The 18,162-nt window shown below is 67.4% G+C and carries 14 protein-coding genes; 11 read left to right on the top strand and 3 right to left on the bottom strand.

Annotation, left to right across the window (positions count from 1 at the left end):
* Nucleotides 1-47: 47 nt before the first annotated feature.
* From FZ029_RS21265 to FZ029_RS21215, 9 genes are all read left to right on the top strand, one after another.
* Complete coding sequence (locus FZ029_RS21265) at nucleotides 48-2,117, top strand: ABC transporter substrate-binding protein (RefSeq protein WP_247892422.1); 2,070 nt, start codon at nucleotides 48-50, stop codon at nucleotides 2,115-2,117.
* 6 nt (nucleotides 2,118-2,123) lie between these two features.
* A complete protein-coding gene (locus FZ029_RS21260) occupies nucleotides 2,124-3,155 on the top strand; it encodes an ABC transporter permease (RefSeq protein ID WP_149198872.1) in 1,032 nt (343 codons plus the stop codon).
* A gap of 41 nt (nucleotides 3,156-3,196) precedes the next feature.
* Nucleotides 3,197-4,369, top strand: coding sequence for an ABC transporter permease (locus FZ029_RS21255; protein ID WP_247892421.1), 1,173 nt, complete (start codon nucleotides 3,197-3,199; stop codon nucleotides 4,367-4,369).
* 449 nt (nucleotides 4,370-4,818) lie between these two features.
* Nucleotides 4,819-6,132 (top strand): hypothetical protein, encoded by a 1,314-nt coding sequence (locus tag FZ029_RS21245; RefSeq protein ID WP_149271777.1) that lies wholly within the window; start codon nucleotides 4,819-4,821, stop codon nucleotides 6,130-6,132.
* Between the two features lie 222 nt (nucleotides 6,133-6,354).
* Nucleotides 6,355-7,611, top strand: a complete 1,257-nt coding sequence (locus FZ029_RS21235; protein WP_149271773.1) for a glycosyltransferase family 4 protein — start codon at nucleotides 6,355-6,357, stop codon at nucleotides 7,609-7,611.
* Complete coding sequence (locus FZ029_RS21230) at nucleotides 7,608-8,702, top strand: glycosyltransferase family 4 protein (protein ID WP_149271771.1); 1,095 nt, start codon at nucleotides 7,608-7,610, stop codon at nucleotides 8,700-8,702. The genes FZ029_RS21235 and FZ029_RS21230 overlap by 4 nt, the downstream gene beginning before the upstream one ends.
* Entirely contained in the window at nucleotides 8,699-9,391 is a 693-nt protein-coding gene (locus FZ029_RS21225; RefSeq protein ID WP_149271769.1) for a histidine phosphatase family protein, read from the top strand. The genes FZ029_RS21230 and FZ029_RS21225 overlap by 4 nt, the downstream gene beginning before the upstream one ends.
* Nucleotides 9,388-10,533, top strand: coding sequence for a glycosyltransferase (locus FZ029_RS21220; RefSeq protein WP_149271767.1), 1,146 nt, complete (start codon nucleotides 9,388-9,390; stop codon nucleotides 10,531-10,533). The genes FZ029_RS21225 and FZ029_RS21220 overlap by 4 nt, the downstream gene beginning before the upstream one ends.
* The gene (locus FZ029_RS21215; protein ID WP_149271765.1) at nucleotides 10,530-11,303 is read left to right on the top strand and encodes a polysaccharide deacetylase family protein; all 774 of its coding nucleotides are present in this window, start codon (nucleotides 10,530-10,532) and stop codon (nucleotides 11,301-11,303) included. The genes FZ029_RS21220 and FZ029_RS21215 overlap by 4 nt, the downstream gene beginning before the upstream one ends.
* Nucleotides 11,304-11,336: 33 nt before the next feature.
* Here the strand turns inward: FZ029_RS21215 and FZ029_RS21210 are convergent, their stop codons facing one another.
* The 3 genes from FZ029_RS21210 to FZ029_RS21200 form a co-directional block, all read right to left on the bottom strand.
* The gene (locus FZ029_RS21210) at nucleotides 11,337-12,026 is read right to left on the bottom strand and encodes a hypothetical protein (protein ID WP_149271763.1); all 690 of its coding nucleotides are present in this window, start codon (nucleotides 12,024-12,026) and stop codon (nucleotides 11,337-11,339) included.
* 223 nt (nucleotides 12,027-12,249) lie between these two features.
* The gene (locus FZ029_RS21205) at nucleotides 12,250-13,512 is read right to left on the bottom strand and encodes a hypothetical protein (protein ID WP_149271761.1); all 1,263 of its coding nucleotides are present in this window, start codon (nucleotides 13,510-13,512) and stop codon (nucleotides 12,250-12,252) included.
* A gap of 643 nt (nucleotides 13,513-14,155) precedes the next feature.
* Entirely contained in the window at nucleotides 14,156-16,552 is a 2,397-nt protein-coding gene (locus FZ029_RS21200; protein ID WP_149271759.1) for a carbohydrate-binding domain-containing protein, read from the bottom strand.
* Between the two features lie 618 nt (nucleotides 16,553-17,170).
* Here FZ029_RS21200 and FZ029_RS21195 point away from each other — a divergent pair.
* Both FZ029_RS21195 and FZ029_RS33330 read left to right on the top strand, forming a co-directional pair.
* The gene (locus FZ029_RS21195) at nucleotides 17,171-17,890 is read left to right on the top strand and encodes a hypothetical protein (protein ID WP_149198862.1); all 720 of its coding nucleotides are present in this window, start codon (nucleotides 17,171-17,173) and stop codon (nucleotides 17,888-17,890) included.
* Between the two features lie 42 nt (nucleotides 17,891-17,932).
* A partial coding sequence (locus FZ029_RS33330; RefSeq protein WP_211104187.1) for a hypothetical protein occupies nucleotides 17,933-18,162 on the top strand: 230 nt, incomplete at its 3' end.

Here is an 18,162-nt window from a genome sequence, read left to right as displayed (position 1 = left end):
GGGCCCACCGCTCTGCGGTGGGAAGGGTGAGGGGGACGCGCGGCGGGATGCTCGCGAAAATCCTGCAATGCATCCCCCTCACCCTGACCCTCTCCCCGCTTTCGGCGGACCTATGGTCCGCCTGTCGCGTCAGCGCAAACTTCGTTTGCGCGAGAGCGGGGGGGAGAGGGGAAAAGTTCGCGGGGATCGCCGCCGCCCTCCTCCTCACCCTCCTCCTCGCCACCCCCGCCGCCGCCTTCACCCCGCAGGAGCCCACCCTCCTGCGCGACGAGGTCGTCTACGGCCTGATCCCGCCGGTGCGGCAGCGCATGCCGGACGAGCCGCTGATCGTCGACCTGGAGGCGAAGGGCCGCGACCTCGGCCGTTCCGGCGGCTGGATCCGCACCTTCATCACCCAGCGGCGCAACAGCCGCATCGCCGTGCTGTATGGCTACGCCCGGCTGGTCGGCTACACCGAGACGCGGGAGATCGTGCCCGACATCCTGAAGGACGTGACGGTCCATGACGGCCGCGACTTCACCCTGACCCTGCGGGCCGGCCACCGCTGGTCCGACGGCGCCCCCTTCACCAGCGACGACATCCGCTATTGGTGGGAGGACATCGCCAACAACCCGATGCTGTCGCCCTCCGGCCCGCCGCGCTTCATGCTGGTGGACGGCAAGCCGCCGGAGGTCAGCTTCCCCGACGCGGTCACCGCCCGCTTCCGCTGGGAGGAGCCGAACCCCTATTTCCTCCCGACGCTGGCCGCCGCCCGGCCGCCCTTCATCTACCGCCCGGCCCATTACCTGAAGCGCTTCCACGCCCGCTACACCAGCGATGCCGACCTCGCCCCGCTGATCGCCAAATACAAGGTCCGCAACTGGGCGGCCCTGCACAACGCCCGCGACGACATGTTCCGGATGGAGAACCCGGACGAGCCGACGCTGCAGCCCTGGATGGCGATCTCCAAGGGCACCGGCACCCATCTGCTGTTCCAGCGCAACCCCTATTACCACCGCTTCGACGCCCGCGGCATGCAGCTGCCCTACACCGACGGGCTGGACGTGACGGTGATGGCCGGCGGGCTGATCCCGGCCCAGGTCGCCACCGGCAAGGCCGACCTCCAGGCCGAAGGGCTGACCTTCTCCCAGGTGCCGGTGCTGGTGTCGGGGGAACGGCAGGGCGACTACCGCACCCTCTTGTGGCCGGAGGGCAAGGCGGCGGAGATCGCGCTCTATCCCAACCTGAACTACAACGATCCGGTCTGGCGCGCCGTGCTGCGCGACGTCCGCTTCCGCCGCGCCCTGTCGATGGGCATCGACCGCCGCATCATCAACCGTTCGCTCTTCTTCGGGCTGGCGCAGGAAAGCGGCGTCGACGTGCTGCCGCGCAGCCCGCTCTACAAGCCGGAACGCACCGGGGTGTGGACCGGCTACGACCCGCGCCAAGCGGCGGCCCTGCTGGACGGGATGGGGCTGAAGCGCCCGCGCGGCGCCGCCTACCGCCGGCTTCCCGACGGCCGGCCGCTGGAGGTGATCGTCGAAACCGCCGGCGAAAAGCCGGAGGTGGCCGACGCGCTGCAGATCATCGCCGAGACCTGGCGCGACATCGGCATCCGGCTGCTGGTGCGCACGGTGGACCGCGACGTTCTGCGCAACCGGGTCTATGCCGGCCAGACGATGATGGCGGTGTGGGGCGGCTGGGACAACGGCATCCCGGACCCCGACAGCAGCCCGGAGGAGCTGGCGCCGATGACCCAGGAGAATTTCAGCTGGCCGAAATGGGGGCAGTATTACCAGACCTCCGGCAGCGCCGGCGAACCCATCGACATGCCGATCCCGCAGGAGCTGATGGAGCTGGCCCGCCGCTGGCGCCACACCACCGACGAGACGGAACGCCGGGCCCTGTGGTCGGCGCTGCTCGACATCCATGCCGACCAGATCTTCGCCATCGGCGTGGTGTCGAAGACGCCGCAGCCCATCGCCGTAGCCAACCGCCTGCGCAACGTCCCGGACAAGGGGCTGTGGCTGTGGGATCCCGGCGCCTATCTCGGCGTCTACCGCCCCGACGAGTTCTATTTCGCCGACGCCCGCCCGGCCGATCCGGAGCCGGCCGGCAGCCACCGCGGGGGGGAGTGACCGCCCATGCTGCGCTTCATCCTGCACCGGCTGCTGGTGATGGTGCCGACGCTGGTCGTGGTGTCGATGCTGATCTTCATCGTCATCAACCTGCCCCCCGGCGACTATCTGTCCAACCAGATCGCCGAACTGCGCGCCACCGGCCAGGAGGCCGGTCTGGCGAAGGCGGAGTTCCTGCGCCACGAATACGCGCTCGACCGCCCGTTGGCGGAGCAATATCTGGTCTGGATCGGCGTCTGGCCGGGGCCGAACGGCTTCCACGGCCTGCTGCAGGGCGATCTCGGCTGGTCCTTCGAGTTCAACAAGCCGGTGGCGGAGGTGGTGGGGGAGACCCTGTGGTTCACCGTCATCCTCAACCTCGCCGCCGTGCTGTTCGTCTATCTGGTGTCCTTCCCGCTGGGTGCGCTGGCGGCGATCCGCGCCAACAGCTGGGTCGATTACCTCGCCGCTGCCGTCGGTTACATCGGTCTGGCGACGCCGAATTTCCTGCTGGCGCTGATCCTGCTCTATTACGGCCAGAAATGGCTGGGGCTTCCCATCGGCGGGCTGGTCGACGCCCGCTACGAGGATCAGGCGCTCAGCTGGGCCAAGATCGGCTCGGTGCTGGAACACCTGATCGTGCCGACCATCGTCATCGGCCTGTCCGGCACCGCCGCCATGGTGCGCCGCCTGCGCGCCAACCTGCTGGACGAGCTGGGCAAGCCCTATGTCGTCACCGCCAAGGCCAAGGGCGTGCCGCCGCTGCGCCGGCTGACCCGCTATCCGCTGCGCATGGCGCTGAACCCCTTCGTCTCCGACATCGGTTCGCTGCTGCCGTCGCTGGTGTCGGGATCGGTGCTGATCTCCGTCGTGCTCAGCCTGCCGACCATCGGCCCGGCCCTGCTGGAGGCGCTGCGGGCGCAGGACATCTTCCTGTCCGGCTTCATCCTGATGTTCATCTCGCTGCTGGTGCTGGTCGGCATGCTGGTCTCCGACATCGCGCTCGCCCTGCTCGATCCCCGCATCCGCCTGGGCAAGGCGAGGAAGGCCCAATCGTGAAAGACGAGGCCATGAAGGGTCCGGGCGCGGAAAACCCGGGCATGAAGGACCCGGTCGTGAAAGGCGGCTGGGCGCACTACGTCGACAGCCGGCCCTATCCCGATCCGGAGACGCCCGACGCCCCGGCCACCCGCTTCGATCCGGGCGCCTCGGCCGGGCGGCTGATGCTGCGCCGCTTCCTGCGCCACCGGCTGGCGGTGCTGGGGGCGCTGTTCCTGGGATTGTCCTATCTCAGCCTGCCTTTCGTCGATTTCCTGGTGCCCTACGGCGCCAACGAACGCGACGTGGAGCATCTCTACGCCCCGCCGCAGGGCGTCCACCTGTTCCACGAGGGCACCTTCATCGGCCCCTTCGTCTACCCGACCGTCGGCCGTCCCGACCTGAAGGACTATCGCTGGCGTTACGAGACCGACACCAGCCGGCCGATGCCGCTCCGGTTCTTCTGCCCCGGCGCGCCCTACCGCTTCCTGGGTCTGGCGGAACTGCGGACGCGGCTGGTCTGCCCGCCGCCGGATGCCTCGCTGCATCTGCTCGGCACCGACCGGCTGGGCCGCGACATGCTCTCCCGCCTCGCCATCGGGGCGCAGCTGTCGCTGACCGTCGGTTTGCTGGGCATCGCCGTATCCTTCGCCATCGGCATCACGCTGGGCGGCATGGCGGGCTATTTCGGCGGCTGGATCGACGCCGGGGTGCAGCGCCTGTCGGAAATCCTGAAATCCCTGCCGGAGCTGCCGCTGTGGCTGGCGCTGTCCGCCGCGGTGCCGGCGCAATGGTCGCCGGTGACGGTGTTCCTCTGCATCTCCGTCATCCTCGGCCTGCTCGACTGGCCGTCGCTGGCCCGCGCCGTGCGCTCCCGCTTCCTGGCGCTCCGCGAGGAGGATTTCGTCATGGCGGCGGAGCTGATGGGCGCCAGCCCGGCCCGCATCATCCGCCGCCACCTGCTGCCCAACTTCGCCAGCCACCTGCTGGCCAGCGCCACCCTGTCGATCCCGGCGATGATCCTGGGCGAGACGGCGCTGTCCTTCCTGGGGCTCGGCCTGCGCCCGCCGGCGACCAGCTGGGGGGTGATGCTGAACGACGCCCAGAACCTGATGGCGGTGGAAACCTATCCTTGGGTGTCATTGCCGATGCTGCCGGTGATCCTGGTAGTCTTGTCCTTCAACTTCTTCGGCGACGGCCTGCGCGACGCCCTGGATCCTTATCATGGCGACTGACCCCTCGAAACGGCGGGCAATCGCATATGAAGATCGTGTTCCTCCCAAGGAAGCCGGTCATCCCCGCGAAGGCGGGGATCCAGGCTTTTCCATCAGAGTCGCCTTGCGAACTCTGGATCCCCGCCTTCGCGGGGATGACGGAAGTCCCTGCCAAGGAATATGTGTCCCATATGCGATTGCCTTGCCCAAAGCGGCGGCCTCCTCAAAGCGCGAGCTTGGCTATAACTCATATATCACAGTGCATAGCTGGGTTGCCGTCTCCTGGCCGGAAGGCGGGTTGATGCGCGGCGCGATCCATGTGAGGGGTTCTATCCAGGCTGGAGCGCTGCTGCCGGCATCTGGACCAGACGCGCAACCACCGGGACCGAGCCGGTCCTCAGACGAGTACAGTGAACTGTTCTGCAACGGCTTTTCGGTTCCGACGCAGTGCTGAAGCGGAGTGTCCGAGCATGCACCAGCCCCTGGCCCCCCTTCGCTCCATCCATCCCGACCGCACCCCGCCGCGCATCCTGCTCTACAGCCACGACACCTTCGGGCTGGGCCATCTGCGGCGGTCGCGGACGATTGCCCAGGCGCTGGTATCGGCCTTTCCCGATGCCTCGGCGCTGATCCTCACCGGCTCGCCGGTCGCCGGCCGCTTCGATTTTCCGGAGCGGGTCGACCATGTGCGCCTGCCCGGCGTGGTGAAGCTGCCGGACGGCGGCTACACCGCCCGCAACCTCGGCCTGCCGATCGAGGAGACCGCCGCAATCCGGGCGGAGATCATCCGCGCCACCGCCCGCGCCTTCCGCCCGACGCTGGCCATCGTCGACAAGGAGCCGACCGGCCTGCACGGCGAATTCCTGCCGGCCCTGGAGGAGATGCGGGCGACCGGCAACACCCGCGTGGTGCTGGGCCTGCGCGACGTGCTGGATGCGCCGGAAGCCCTGCAGCCGGAATGGGAGCGCAAGGAGGCGGTCGCCGCCATCGAGCGCTATTACGACCAGCTCTGGATCTACGGCCTGCCGGAGGTCTACCGCCCGCTGGACGGCCTCGACCTGCCGGCGGAGATCGCCGCGCGGGTGCGCTACACCGGCTATCTGAAGCGCGAACCGACGGAGGGCGGCGGCGCCGTCCAGGCCGCCGACGCTCCCATGGCGGCGCCCTATGTGCTGGTGACGCCCGGCGGCGGCGGCGACGGCGCGGCCCTGGTCGACTGGACCATCGCCGCCTACGAAGCCGATCCGGACCTCACCCCCCGCGCCCTGATCGTCTACGGCCCCTTCCTGGAGGATGCCCGCCGCCAGGAGTTCGCCGCCCGCATCCGCCGGCTGAAGGGCAGGGTGGAGACCATCAACTTCCATTCCCGCATGGAGGATCTCTATGCCGGGGCCATCGGCGTGGTGGCGATGGGCGGCTACAACACCTTCTGCGAGATCCTGTCCTTCGACAAGCCGTCGGTCCTGGCCCCGCGCACCCGCCCGCGGCTGGAACAGCGCATCCGTGCCGAGGCGGCGGAGGCTCTGGGCCTGCTGCGCACGCTGGACAGCGACCGCGACGGCACCGACCCGCTGGCGATGGCCGCCGCCATCCGCGCCCTGTCGAACCAGCCGCCGCCCTCGGCCAGCCCGCTGCCCGGCCTGCTCGGCGGTCTGGACCGCATCGTCGGGCTGACCCGCGAGGTGCTGGAGGCGGATTCGGTGGTCGCCCGCGCCACCCCCGTCACCCCGATCCGCCGGGCGGCGGAACGGATGTCCCGCGCGATGGCGGGCAAGCGCGCATGACCATCCAGGCAAGGTGATCGCATTTGGCGGTTATGATCCCACACAAGGAACCACGTCATTCCCGCGAAGGCGGGAATCCAACCGTTTCGGTTACTTCGCACGAAAGTTTCCTGGATCCCCGCCTTCGCGGGGATGACGAACGTCCTTTCATGGGAATCCTGATTCCATATGCGGTTACCCTAACCACCCAGGGAACGGACGGCATGATGCCGTCCGGTGTGCATGGTGACTCGTAAAGCTTTGAAAATTGCCGTGGTGGTGAAGGGCTATCCCCGCCTGTCGGAGACCTTCATCGCGCAGGAGCTTCTGGCCCTGCAGCAGCGCGGCGTCGAACTGGCGATCTGGTCGCTGCGCCATCCCACCGACAGCCGCCGCCACGCCCTGCACGACCGCATCACCGCACCCGTCCATTACCTGCCGGAATATCTGCGCGACGAGCCGGGCCGCGTCCTCAGCGCGCTGGGCCGCCTGATCCTCCGCCACCCGGCCGGTCTGGTCCGCACCGCGGCGACATGGCTGCGCGACCTCAACCGCGACCGCACCGCCAACCGGGGGCGCCGCTTCGGACAGGCCCTGGTTCTCGCGGCGGAGCTGCCGGCCGACGTGCCCTTCCTCTACGCCCATTTCCTGCACACCCCGGCCTCGGTCGGGCGCTATGCCGCGTCGATCCGCGGCATCGGCTGGGGTTTCTCCGCCCATGCCAAGGACATCTGGACCACGCCGGAGTGGGAGAAGCGCGAGAAGCTGGCCGACGCCCGCTTCGGCGCAACCTGCACCGCCGTCGGCGCCGCCCATCTGCGCGGCCTTGCCGCCGATCCCGGCCGCATCGACCTCGTCTATCACGGCCTCGACCTCTCCCGTTTTCCCGCCCCGCCGGACCGGGAGGCGACCGCCCCCAGCCGCGACGGCTCCACCCCTACCCTTGCGGTGGAGATCCTGTCGGTCGGCCGGCTGGTGGAGAAGAAGGGCTATGACCGGCTGCTCGACGCGCTGGCGACGCTGCCGGACGGGCTGCACTGGCGGCTGGTCCATATCGGCTCCGGCGAGTGCAAGCAGGCCCTGCGCGCGCAGGCCGAGCGGCTCGGCCTGTCCGACCGCATCGACTGGCGCGGCGCCCAGGATCAGGCGGCGGTGATCCAGGCGCTGCGCCATGCCGACCTGTTCGTTCTGACCAGCGTCGTGGCCGGCGACGGCGACCGCGACGGCCTGCCCAACGTGCTGATGGAGGCGGCGAGCCAGCGCCTCGCCATCCTCTCCACCGCCGTCTCCGCCATCCCGGAATTCATCGCCGACGGCACCCACGGCCTGCTGACCGACGGCACCCCGCCCGCCATTGCCGCCGCGCTGGAACGGCTCGCCACCGACCCGGCGCTCCGCCTGCGGCTGGGCGAGGCCGCCCATGACCGCCTGCGCGCCGAGTTCGGCATGACCGCCGGCATCGACCGCCTCGTCCGCCGCCTGGAGGAGGCCGCGGCGTGAGCGCACCCCGCGTCGCATTCTACGCCCCCCTGAAACCGGTCGACCACCCGATCCCCTCCGGCGACCGCCAGATGGCGCGGCTGATCCTGCGCGCGCTGGAAACCAACGGCCCGGTGGAGGTGGCGAGCGCCCTGCGCGTCTATGACGGTGCCGGCGACCCCGCCGCTCAGGCTCGCCTGTCCGCCGCCGCCGCCGCCGAATGCGACCGCCTGCTGTCCCTCTACGCCGCCGAGCCGGCGCGGCGCCCGGCGCTGTGGCTCAGCTACCATGTCTATTACAAGGCGCCCGACCTGATCGGCCCGGCCGTCGCCCGCGCCCTCCGCATCCCCTATGTCGTGGTGGAGGCGACCCGCGCCCGCAAGCGCCTGAGCGGCCCCTGGTCCGCCTTCGCCGCCGCCGCCGAGTCCGCCATCGAGCAGGCCGCCCTCGTCCTCTGCGTCAGCGCCCGCGACCGTCAGGCGGTGGAGGCCTACGGCCCGCCCGGCCAGCAGGTGGCGATGCTGCCGCCCTTCCTCGACCTCCCCCCTGCCGTCGAACGCACCGAACCGAACTCCCCACCGCGTCTTCTGACCGTCGCCATGATGCGGCCGGGCGACAAGCTGGCCTCCTACCGCCTGCTCGCCGGCTCCCTGTCCGGTCTCGCTGCCCGGCCCTGGACGCTCGACATCGTCGGCGACGGCCCGGCGGCGGCGGAGGTCTCGGCCCTCTTCGCGCCCTTCGGCCCGCGCGTGCGTCTCCTCGGTGCCTGCGCCCCCGCCGATCTCGCCGTCCATTACCGCGCCGCCGACCTGCTGGCCTGGCCCGGCCTGAACGAGGCCTTCGGCATGGTCTATCTGGAGGCGCAGGCCCACGGCGTTCCCGTGCTCGCCATCGACAATGCCGGCACCGGAACCGTCATCCGCGACGGTGTCGGCGGCCGGCTGACCGGCCCGACCGCACAGGACTTCGCCGCCGCGCTATCCGCCCTGCTGGCCGACCCGCCGGCCCTGCGCGGGCTCGGCCAGCGCGCCCGCGCCCATGTCGAGGCCCACCACGCCCTGCCGGCGGCGGCCCAGCGCCTGCGCGGCCTCCTGACTGGCCTGCTGTCATGATCCGCATCGCTTTCCTGCGCCACGGCATCACCGCCTGGAACCGCGAGGGCCGCATCCAGGGCCGCACCGACATCCCGCTCGACCAGGAGGGCCGCGACCGTCTCGCCCGCCTGACCCTGCCCGAGGACTGGCGCGACGCCACCCTGCACGCCAGCCCCCTGTCGCGCGCCGTCGAGACAGCCCGCATCCTTGGCAACGACCGCCCCATCCACACCGACCCCCGCCTGATCGAGATGGACTGGGGCGCCTGGGAGGGCCGGCGCGGCCACGACCTCCGCGCCGACCCCGCCAGCGGCTACCGCGACCTCGAACACTGGGGCTGGGACTTCCGCCCCCCCGGCGGCGAAAGCCCCGCGGATGTGCGGGACCGGTTGATCGGGTGGCTGAAAGAGCGGCAATCCCCTCTCCCCCCCGGGGAGAGGGTTAGGGTGAGGGGGACGCACGGCGAGGATCTCTTCGGCTGCGCCGACCCCCCTCATCCCAACCTTCTCCCCAGGGGGGAGAAGGAGAGTCACCTCGTCGTCACCCACATCGGCGTCATCCGCGTCGCCCTGGCGCTCGCCTGGGGCTGGGACTTCCGCGGCCCGCCGCCGGTTCCGGTCAAGCGCGACCGCCTCTACGCCATGGTGCTCGCCGACGACGGCACGCTCCACCCCGCCGGCCCAAGGGAGGGGCAGCGCCTGTCATGAAGCTCGTGATCGCCGTCACCCACCTGCTCGGCACCGGCCATCTCAGCCGCGCCCTCGCCCTGGCCGAGGCCTTCGCCGCCCGCGGCTGGAGCGTCGACGTGGTCAGCGGCGGCCGTCCCGCCCCCCATCTGGGAAGCGACGGCGCCACCCTGCACCAGCTGCCGCCGCTGGCGAGCGACGGCGCCGACTTCGCCACCCTGCTGGCCGCCGACGGCCGCCCCGCCGATGCCGCCCTCTTCGCCGCGCGGCAGGCGATGCTGACCGGCCTGCTCGACAGCCTCCGCCCCGATGTCCTCATCACCGAGCTTTTCCCCTTCGGCCGCCGCGCCCTGGCCGCCGAATTCGACGCCCTGCTGGAGCGCGCCCGCGCTTTGCCGCGCCCGCCGCTGACCCTGGCATCGGTCCGCGACATCCTGGCCCCGCCCTCCAAACCGAAGCGCGTCGCCGAGACCGAAGACCGCCTGCTGCGCTTCTACGACGGCGTGCTGGTCCATTCCGACCCCGCCCTGATCCCGCTGGAGGACAGCTGGCCGCTGACCCCGGCGATGCGCCCGCTGCTGCGCTACACCGGCTTCGTCGTCCCGCCGCCGCCCGTCCCCGATGACGGCACCGACGGCAATGCTGAGATCCTGGTCACCGCCGGCGGCGGCCCGGTCGGCCGCCCGGTCTTCGAGGCCGCAGCCCGCTGTGCGGCATCCGGCGCCCTGCCGCAGCGCTGGCGCCTGCTGGTGGCGAAGGGCGACGCGGCGCTGGCCGACCGGCTGCGCGCCATGGCCCCGGCCGACCGCCTGCTGGTGGAGCCGGTGCGCCCCGACTTCCGCGCCCTGCTGGGCCGGGCCTCCGCCGCCGTCGGCCGCTGCGGCTACAACACCGCGCTGGACTGCCTGACGGCGGGCGTCCCCAGCGTCTTCTGCCCCTTCGAGGACGGCAGGGAGGTCGAACAGACCATCCGCGCCGCCATCCTGGCCCGCCAGCCCGGCATCGCCACCCTGCGCGAGGCCGACCTCACGCCCGACAGCCTCGCCCAGGCGTTGCATTCCGTGCTGGGCGCCCGCATCCCGCCGCTCAGCCCCGCTTCGCTGGCCGGTGCGGCGCGCAGCGTGGAGATCGTCGAAACCATGCTGGCGGAGAAGACGCCATGACGAACTGGACCGCGGTGGACGATGAACTGGCGCGCTGGACCGATCTCGGCCGCCGCTGTTCCCTCTGGCTGCGCGACGACGACGCGATCGCCGCCAGCCCGCAGCTCGACCGCCTTCTGCACCGCTGCGCCCGGGCCGGCATCCCGCTCGGCCTCGCCGTCATCCCGGCCGACGCCGAGCCCTCGCTCGCCGACGCCCTCGCCGGCCACCCGAACGTCACCCCGCTGGTCCATGGCTGGTCCCACACCGACCACGCCGCCCCCGGCGCCAAGAAGTGCGAATTCGGCCCGGAACGCCCCGCCGAAATCCGCCAAGCCGAGGCCGAACGCGGCCTGTCCACCCTGCGAGCCCTGTTCGGCGACCGCCTGCTCCCGCTGTTCGTCCCGCCCTGGAACCGCATGGCCGCCGACATGCCGTCCCGCCTGTCCGCCGTCGGCTACCGCGCCGTCTCCGCCTTCGGCCCGGCGCCCGCAAGCCGGACCAATGGCGGAGACGGCTTGGCCTGGATCAACACCCACCTCGACCTGATCGACTGGCACGGCACCCGCTCCGCCGTACCGTTGGATGGGTTGCTGGACCTCCTCTGCCGTGAACTCCGCGACCGCCGCGAGGGCCGCCAAGAGGGCAGGGGCAACCCCGCCGAGCCCATCGGCCTGCTGACCCACCACCGCGTCCACGATGCGGCAATCTGGGACCTGCTGGACCGCCTGCTCGACCGTCTGGCCGGGCATCCGGCGGTGGAGTGGCCGGGCATCGGGGGCTTGGTGTGACGGCAAACAATGCCGCGACCGAGCAATCCCCTCTTACGGCGGAGGGCCGTACAATGCCCGGTGGCCGGCAATGTCCCGTTCCGAAATGGCGAGCGAGTGGCGGTCACCGGGACTGTCGCACCAGGACGCCGGCCTCATGATCGACCGCGGATCATATTCGGTGAGCGCGACGCGGCGGACGGCGGGCGGCAGGCTCTCCGGTTGCTCGAAGCAGGCTCCCTGGTTGGCTCCAGGACGCCGATGCTCGTGGACGTAGCCCAGGATATGGCCGAGTTCGTGGCGCAGAATGCCGGCTGGATCGTAGGACGACTGCCAGTAGGCGGGTCCGATCCGCAGAATCCGTGAAGCGACGGCGGATGACGGGTAGAAGGCGTGGGCAAGATAAGGCGCCGGCACCAGCCCGCCGTCCTTGCGGATATAGGCGACGTACTGGACTGCGAAGACGGCCATCGTCCGGTCTTCCACCCGTTCGAAACGGACGCCACAGTCTGCACAGGCATCGGTCCAATCCTTCGCCGCGGCAGAGAGATGGGCGGCGACCTTGTCCGCCCGCTCGCATCCCTGAGCCTTGGCCGGGTCGGGGCCGCAGAACGACCGGACGTTGATCCAATAGGACAGGAGCCTCTGATCCGGAGAGCGCCAGTAACTTGCGTTCCGTTGGACATGCTCCAGGGGCGAGGCATCCGGGGCGGCGATGGTGTCGGCCGATTCGGCTGTGCTCAATGCCAGCACTGGCCGGGACATGGGCAGGAGGGCGAGCAGAGCGGCAGCGAGTGCTGACGTGAAAAGTTCCGGCACGATGGACCGGCGATGGCGCACTCGGGTCGCGGACGGGGAGCGAATGACCATGGCATGCTCCTTCCATGCTTCGAAGTTCAGGATGTGACGCGCGCGGCCAAGGCCCCCCATCGGAGCCCCCGGGGAGGTCTCCGATGGGGCGGTGGCGTCAGCGCTTGCCCTTGTGGAGCTCGCCGACGTAGTTGAAGTTGTCGGGGTCGCTCCGGCCGAGCACATAGAGATGCTCCGGCGTAATGCGGTTTTGCAGACCGCGCTTGAAGAAGCGCTCGCGGTCGGTCTTGTCGGCAGCGACGTGATAGCAGTAGGCGACCAGTTCGGAGCAGAACAGCTGCGGAGAATTCCCGGCATTTAGCGCGCGGGTGAAGTCCTTGGTGGCGTCCTGGCCAAGCTTGATCAGTTTGATCGCTTCGGAGGGCAGGGGATAAAGGATCTGGGTGAGTTTCTCACCGATTCCCAGAGCGAGTTCCGCAATATTGTACGCGACCTTCACCCGAGTGTTCGCATCGTGGATCCTGGTCGTGGTGACCAGGGTCTTGGCGGTGTTGATCACCTCACGGACCACGTCCGCATGCTTGGAGCGCAGTACGTAGAAGTTGAAGTTCGAGTAATTGCAGCCATTGAAACTGCATTCTGCGTACAGCGGCGTGACGCCGACCCCTTTGCTGACCGCCTCAATCACCAAACCGTCACCGATGTAGATCAGCGCGTGAGTCAGCAGGCAGGCACCGAGGTATGGATGGCCGGAATTGTTGAGGAACGACTGGCCCAACGTGATTGCAAGAGAATCCAAATGTTTGGGGTCGAGCTCCAACTGCTTCAGCAGAATGTCGCCAGGCCGCAGATCCTGCAGGCCGGCCAACTGAGGTCCGGTCTTGAGGATGTCGTAGTTGGCCGGAGCCACTCTGACGAGACTGGTGAGAATGCCATTTCCGGTGCATGGATTGACCGGATCCGGGATAAGGCTGACGATGCGCTTGCCAATCCCATTGCCCGAGAACGGGTTGAAACGGTCAACCACGTTGTCGTTGATATCCCGCAGGATGCGCCCGGGATCGAAGCTGAACGCCGCCCCTTCGACGTCGGCATCCAAACCGGTCTCGTCGATGGTATTGGGGTCTATGTCGCGATCGGGCTCCGCATTGGCGTCGGATGCCAATCTGGCCAAAAGATCGAGGGATCGGGACTGCTCGATGACAATATTAATATCGTTAACGATGGATTGATTGAAGTACATGGCGTTGAATTCGTCGCCATGCCTGCAAATTAGAGCATCATTATCAATCGATACCGTTTCAAACTCTGTTTCTGGCAGCGCAGGGAAGTGGAAAGTTTCTCCAGTTTGGAGATTCTTAGGGTGAATTTTTGTTCCGTCGTTCTTAATGACCAGGACATCGGGGCTAACGACTTCCATACGATCCTCTCTTTAATAACTTGTGAGTCTTTCTAGATATTTTTCACTCTTAGTTGTTTTTCATGAAATTCTTCCCCTTATGTGGATCACTCAGATCGATATAACACTCATAGGAGGTTATGAATAGACGCTACGCGCGCTCTGGTGAAATTTGTCGAATATCGGTGCAAGATTTTAAATTGTCTCCCACAAGAATCCTAGAGTAATGAATTGCAACAATGAAGATGAGTGTCTAAATTTCTATGTAACGTATGCTAATCACTCTTTTGTGTGTTTTCTTTTCTATGAAAACAAAGGCGGCCTATGAATCGTGACAGTGAGCTTGCAAGGTTTCACCACTCTCGTATGGATTCCATTGCTTCCCGCTCCGCCGTCCCCTGCGCACCTTTCCGGCACAGACCGTGGCCGATTGATGAGCCGCGGCGGCCCCAGCATGCCCCTGCCAAGCTTCCGGGGGTGTCTGGGCGCCGATCCCGTTGGCGTGGCAACGCCCCTACGGCGTCGGCTTTCCCCTATGCGAACGCTCCGCGTCGAGCGCATGGCGGGAAACACGGCTCCGACAACAAAAAAGGGCCGGCCCGCGTCAGTGACGACGCGGACCGGCCCCGTTCTGGACCCAGTAGTGCGTTAGAAAACCTGCCCCTTACGCCGCGTGGTCGGTGATGTAGCCCGTGGCGGTGCCGAGGTTGGCGGTGCCGTGGGTCAGGTGCAGCAGGAAGTTCTCCGTGCCCTCGGTGACGTTGTCGCCGTTGATGTGGACGGAGACCGTCTTGCTCGTCTCGCCCGGCTGGAAGGTCAGGCTGCCGTGGGCGGCGGTGTAGTCGCTGCCGGCCTTGGCGGTGCCGTCCTCGGTCGCGTAGTCGATGGTGGTGGCGGTGGTGACCGCCTTGGCCAGCTGCACGGTGAAGACCGCCTCGTCGCTGCCCGGCACCGAACCGGATTGGCCGGAGCTGGACGCCAGACCCGCCTTGATGATGTTCATCTTGGTCGGATCGATGGTCTTGTAGTCCTTCTCCAGCAGGCCGCCGACGTCGCCCGATTCCGGGGTCCAGGCCCAATAGGTCCAGTTCATGCCCTGCTGGCCGGCCGGCAGGTCGCTCTTGCCGTCCAGGTTCCAGTCGCCGTTCATGTACTTGACGAAGGCGTTGGCCCAGGTCTGCTCGGCCGCGCTGTTCATCTGGCCGCCGAACTCGCCGATCAGGACCGGGGCGATGTTGTTCTTATAGATGAAGCCCCACATGCCGTCATACTGCGCCGGCAGGTTGTTCGGATAGGCCGGGTCGTTCAGCCAGCTGAAGTTGCCGACGCTCTGGCCATAGGCGTGCGGCGAATAGACCAGCTTGTTCGGCACGTCGAACTCGATGGGATGGTTCTTCACGCCGGCCAGCGTGCTGCTCCATTCCGTGCCCTCGACCAGCAGCAGCCAGTCCTTGTTCACGGTCTGGATCGAGTTGCCGATGCGCTCGGCCGCCGCGGCCCAGTCGGTGGCCTGGTTGCCGTCGCCCCAGGTGGCGGTGACGCTCGGCTCGTTGTGCAGGTCGGCGCCGATCACCGCCTTGTTGCCGGCATAGTGCTCGGCAAGCATCTTCCAGTTCTCGATCACCTTCGATTCGGGGTTGTTGGCGGTATACCACAGCCCATGCTCGTTGGTGCCGGCGCCGCCGTCGTTGCGGTGGTGGTCCAGGATCACCTTCATGCCGACCTTGCCGGCGTAATCGATGACCTTGTCATAGACCTGCAGGCGGGTCAGCCCCTTCAGGTCCGGGTTCTTCGAGTAATCGATGCCGTTGGTCACGGCCTCGCTGTCGAACATGTCGTCGGCCCAGGTCAGGCGGATGACGTTGAAGCCCAGGCCCTTCATGCTGTCGATGTGGCCCTGGTAGCTGTCGGCCCACAGGCCGGCGGGCACATAGTTGTAGCCCTCGCCGCCGAACCAGTTCACGCCGGTCAGGCGGACGTTGTTGCCGCTTTCATCGACGATCTGGTTGCCGTTGGTGTGCAGGAAGCCGTTGATCGAGCCGCTGCTCTGCACCATGCCCGGATCGGACGCGGTGACGTTGCCGACCTTCAGCGACAGCGAGGCGTCGCCCGTCGAACCGCCAGTGGAGCCGCCAGTGGAGCCGCCGGTGGAGCCGCCGGTCGACCCACCGGTGGACCCACCCGTGCTGCCGCCCTTGCCCGCATCGGTGGAACCGCCAGTGGAGCCGCCCGTGCTGCTGCCGGTGGCCGCGAAATGGCTGGCGTCCAGCTTGGCGGTCAGCGTGGCGTCCCAATAGAGGTCGCTGGTGGCGCCCAGCTCGGCGCCGTCCGCCGTGCGGTGGACCGACATGGCGGCATCGGTGGCCGCCACGGTCTTGCCGTCGACGCCGACGCGGTGGACATACAGGTTGCGGTCGCTGCCGCCGATGACGGCGTCGTTGTCGTACTTCACCTCGACCGCATGGGCGGTGCCCTGCGCCAGATCGGCGGTGAACTTGAAGTCCTTGGCGTCCGGGCTGGTGGCCGTGCCCTCGCCGATCTGCTTGCCGTCGACCAGCACGGTGAAGTGCGCGCCTTCGCCGCCCGCCGAATTGCCGGCGGCGTTGACGGTGATGACGTTCTGCGCAGTGCCGGCGGCGGGCACCGCCGGAGTGGCGGCCACCGGGGCGGCGTAATGGCTGGCGGGGGTCTTGAAGGTCAGCGCGCCGTCCCACCACATGGCTTCCTGGCCGGCCTGGGTCGGCGCCGGGGCGGCATCGTCATGGCGCTCATAGACGGCGTCGGTCGGCTTCAGCGTGTGGCCGTTCACCTCGATCGACTGAACATAGAGGTCGCGATTGGCGGCGTTCGCGGTGTCGTTGTCGTAGACGACCTGGACCGTATGCGCGGTATTCGCCGCAAGGTCGGCGGTGAAGCTGTATGCCTTCGACGAGGTGGCGGCCGCATTGGCCGAACCGACCTCCTGACCATCCACCAGCAGCTTGAAATGCGGCGCGACGCCATCCTGGGACTGGCCGTAGGCGTTGACGACGATCTTGCTCGGCGCGGTGGTCGTGCTCATGACTTCAATCCTATGTCCGTTGTGTTGAAGCCATGCTGGGGCTTGAATGGTTAACGAAACCTTTCCAAGCCCGGTTAACTTTTCTCGAAGCTTGTGGCAAATTTGGCCCAGCCGATCACAGGGCCATTCAAGGGGGTGGACTCGGATCAGCAAACTATATCCCATCTTGGTCACAGTTTTTGCGATCGATCACACAGTCTTCTTTTCATCACACCAGTATCGGCTTTGCCTACACTCATTTCATTAAGATGATCTCAGAAGACATAGACCAGACAACCCCCGGCAATATGCGCGAACGCGCATCATTCTTTCAAAAATACCGGCGGTTGGTGCCATATGTTTGCCAATTATATTTACCCATTCGGACACTGGATTGATGGATTGCTGTCACGCTGGATTACGGCCATGGGGGTAAGCCGAATTCGGAAACGGCCTTTTTCTCCTGCAAAAAAGTTAACATCCGTGAGCGCGCAACGTCGTCCACCGGGTTCGTTAAGGGATCAGATTTCAGATTATATTCCTTTCATACCCAAATCGTTCGAGTGACGACCGTCACTTTTCCTCCACCGGCCATGCGGTATGATGGGATAAATCAGTCGCCTGCGAAGGAACGAACCCATGGCTACCGGCACGCACGCCGCATTTCTGAACAGCATCAAGGATGCGGCGCAGTCGCGCATCAAGACGGGCGTCTTCGCCGATGCCGCGGCGTCGAAGGCGGAGATCGAGCAGGTCGGCCAGTCCATCGCCGCCAAATACCGCGGCGTCATCTCCGCCGCCCCGATCAAGAGCGAGGAGCGCGCGTCCCAGAAGGTCGGCATGGACTATGACGGCGACTGGCATTCCATCAAGGATCTGGCGCGCATGACCATCATCGTGCCGACCCTGGCCGATTGCCGTTCGGTGCTGGTCGATCTGAAGCGCGCCTTCACCGCCTCGCAGGGGCGCGGCCTGATCCAGGTGAAGGAGGTTGGCGCCGACGCCGATCCCTGCGGCTATTCCTCGACCACCGTCTTCGTCCGCACCTCGAACGGCCGTCCGGCGGAAATCCAGATCAATGTGCCGGAGATCATCTACGCCAAGCAGTCGGAGGAGAGCGTCCGCCGCATCCTGGGGCCGGTGCGCTTCATGAACATCAAGATGAAGTATCAGCTGGACGGCGGTCTGGGCCACGCCCTGTACGAGATCTACCGCGTCGCCCCCGGTTCCAGCCGCGGCCAGTCCGCCGCCGCCCTCAGCAGGAGCTATTACGCCTTCTTCCGCCAGACCGTCCCCAGCCCCGCCGCCGCGTCCGGCCTGCGCAAGGCGCTGCTGGACCTCGGCGTGCGCAAGCACTGACCGGGGCAGGGCGGGGGCATCGCGTTTGGAAGCGAATTTCCAATGAATGGACTTTCGTCATCCCCGCGAAGGCGCTATGGCATTCACACAATTCCAGACATTGGTAAGCTTCTGGAACAAAAGGAACTTTGCGTCATCCCCGCGAAGGCGGGGATCCAGGAAATTCCGCAGATCAGCGGCGGATGTGGCTGGATTCCCGCCTTCGCGCACTGCTGTCCGGGATTTTCAAGGCTCGGCCAGTTTGAGGCTGAGTTGGCGGTCTGGCGGTCGTT

Source organism: Azospirillum sp. Sh1, assembly GCF_008365135.1.
Classification (GTDB): Bacteria; Pseudomonadota; Alphaproteobacteria; order Azospirillales; family Azospirillaceae; genus Azospirillum; species Azospirillum oryzae.
The sequence above is the reverse complement of the archived record's forward strand: the minus strand, read 5'-3'. Positions and strand labels throughout refer to the sequence as shown.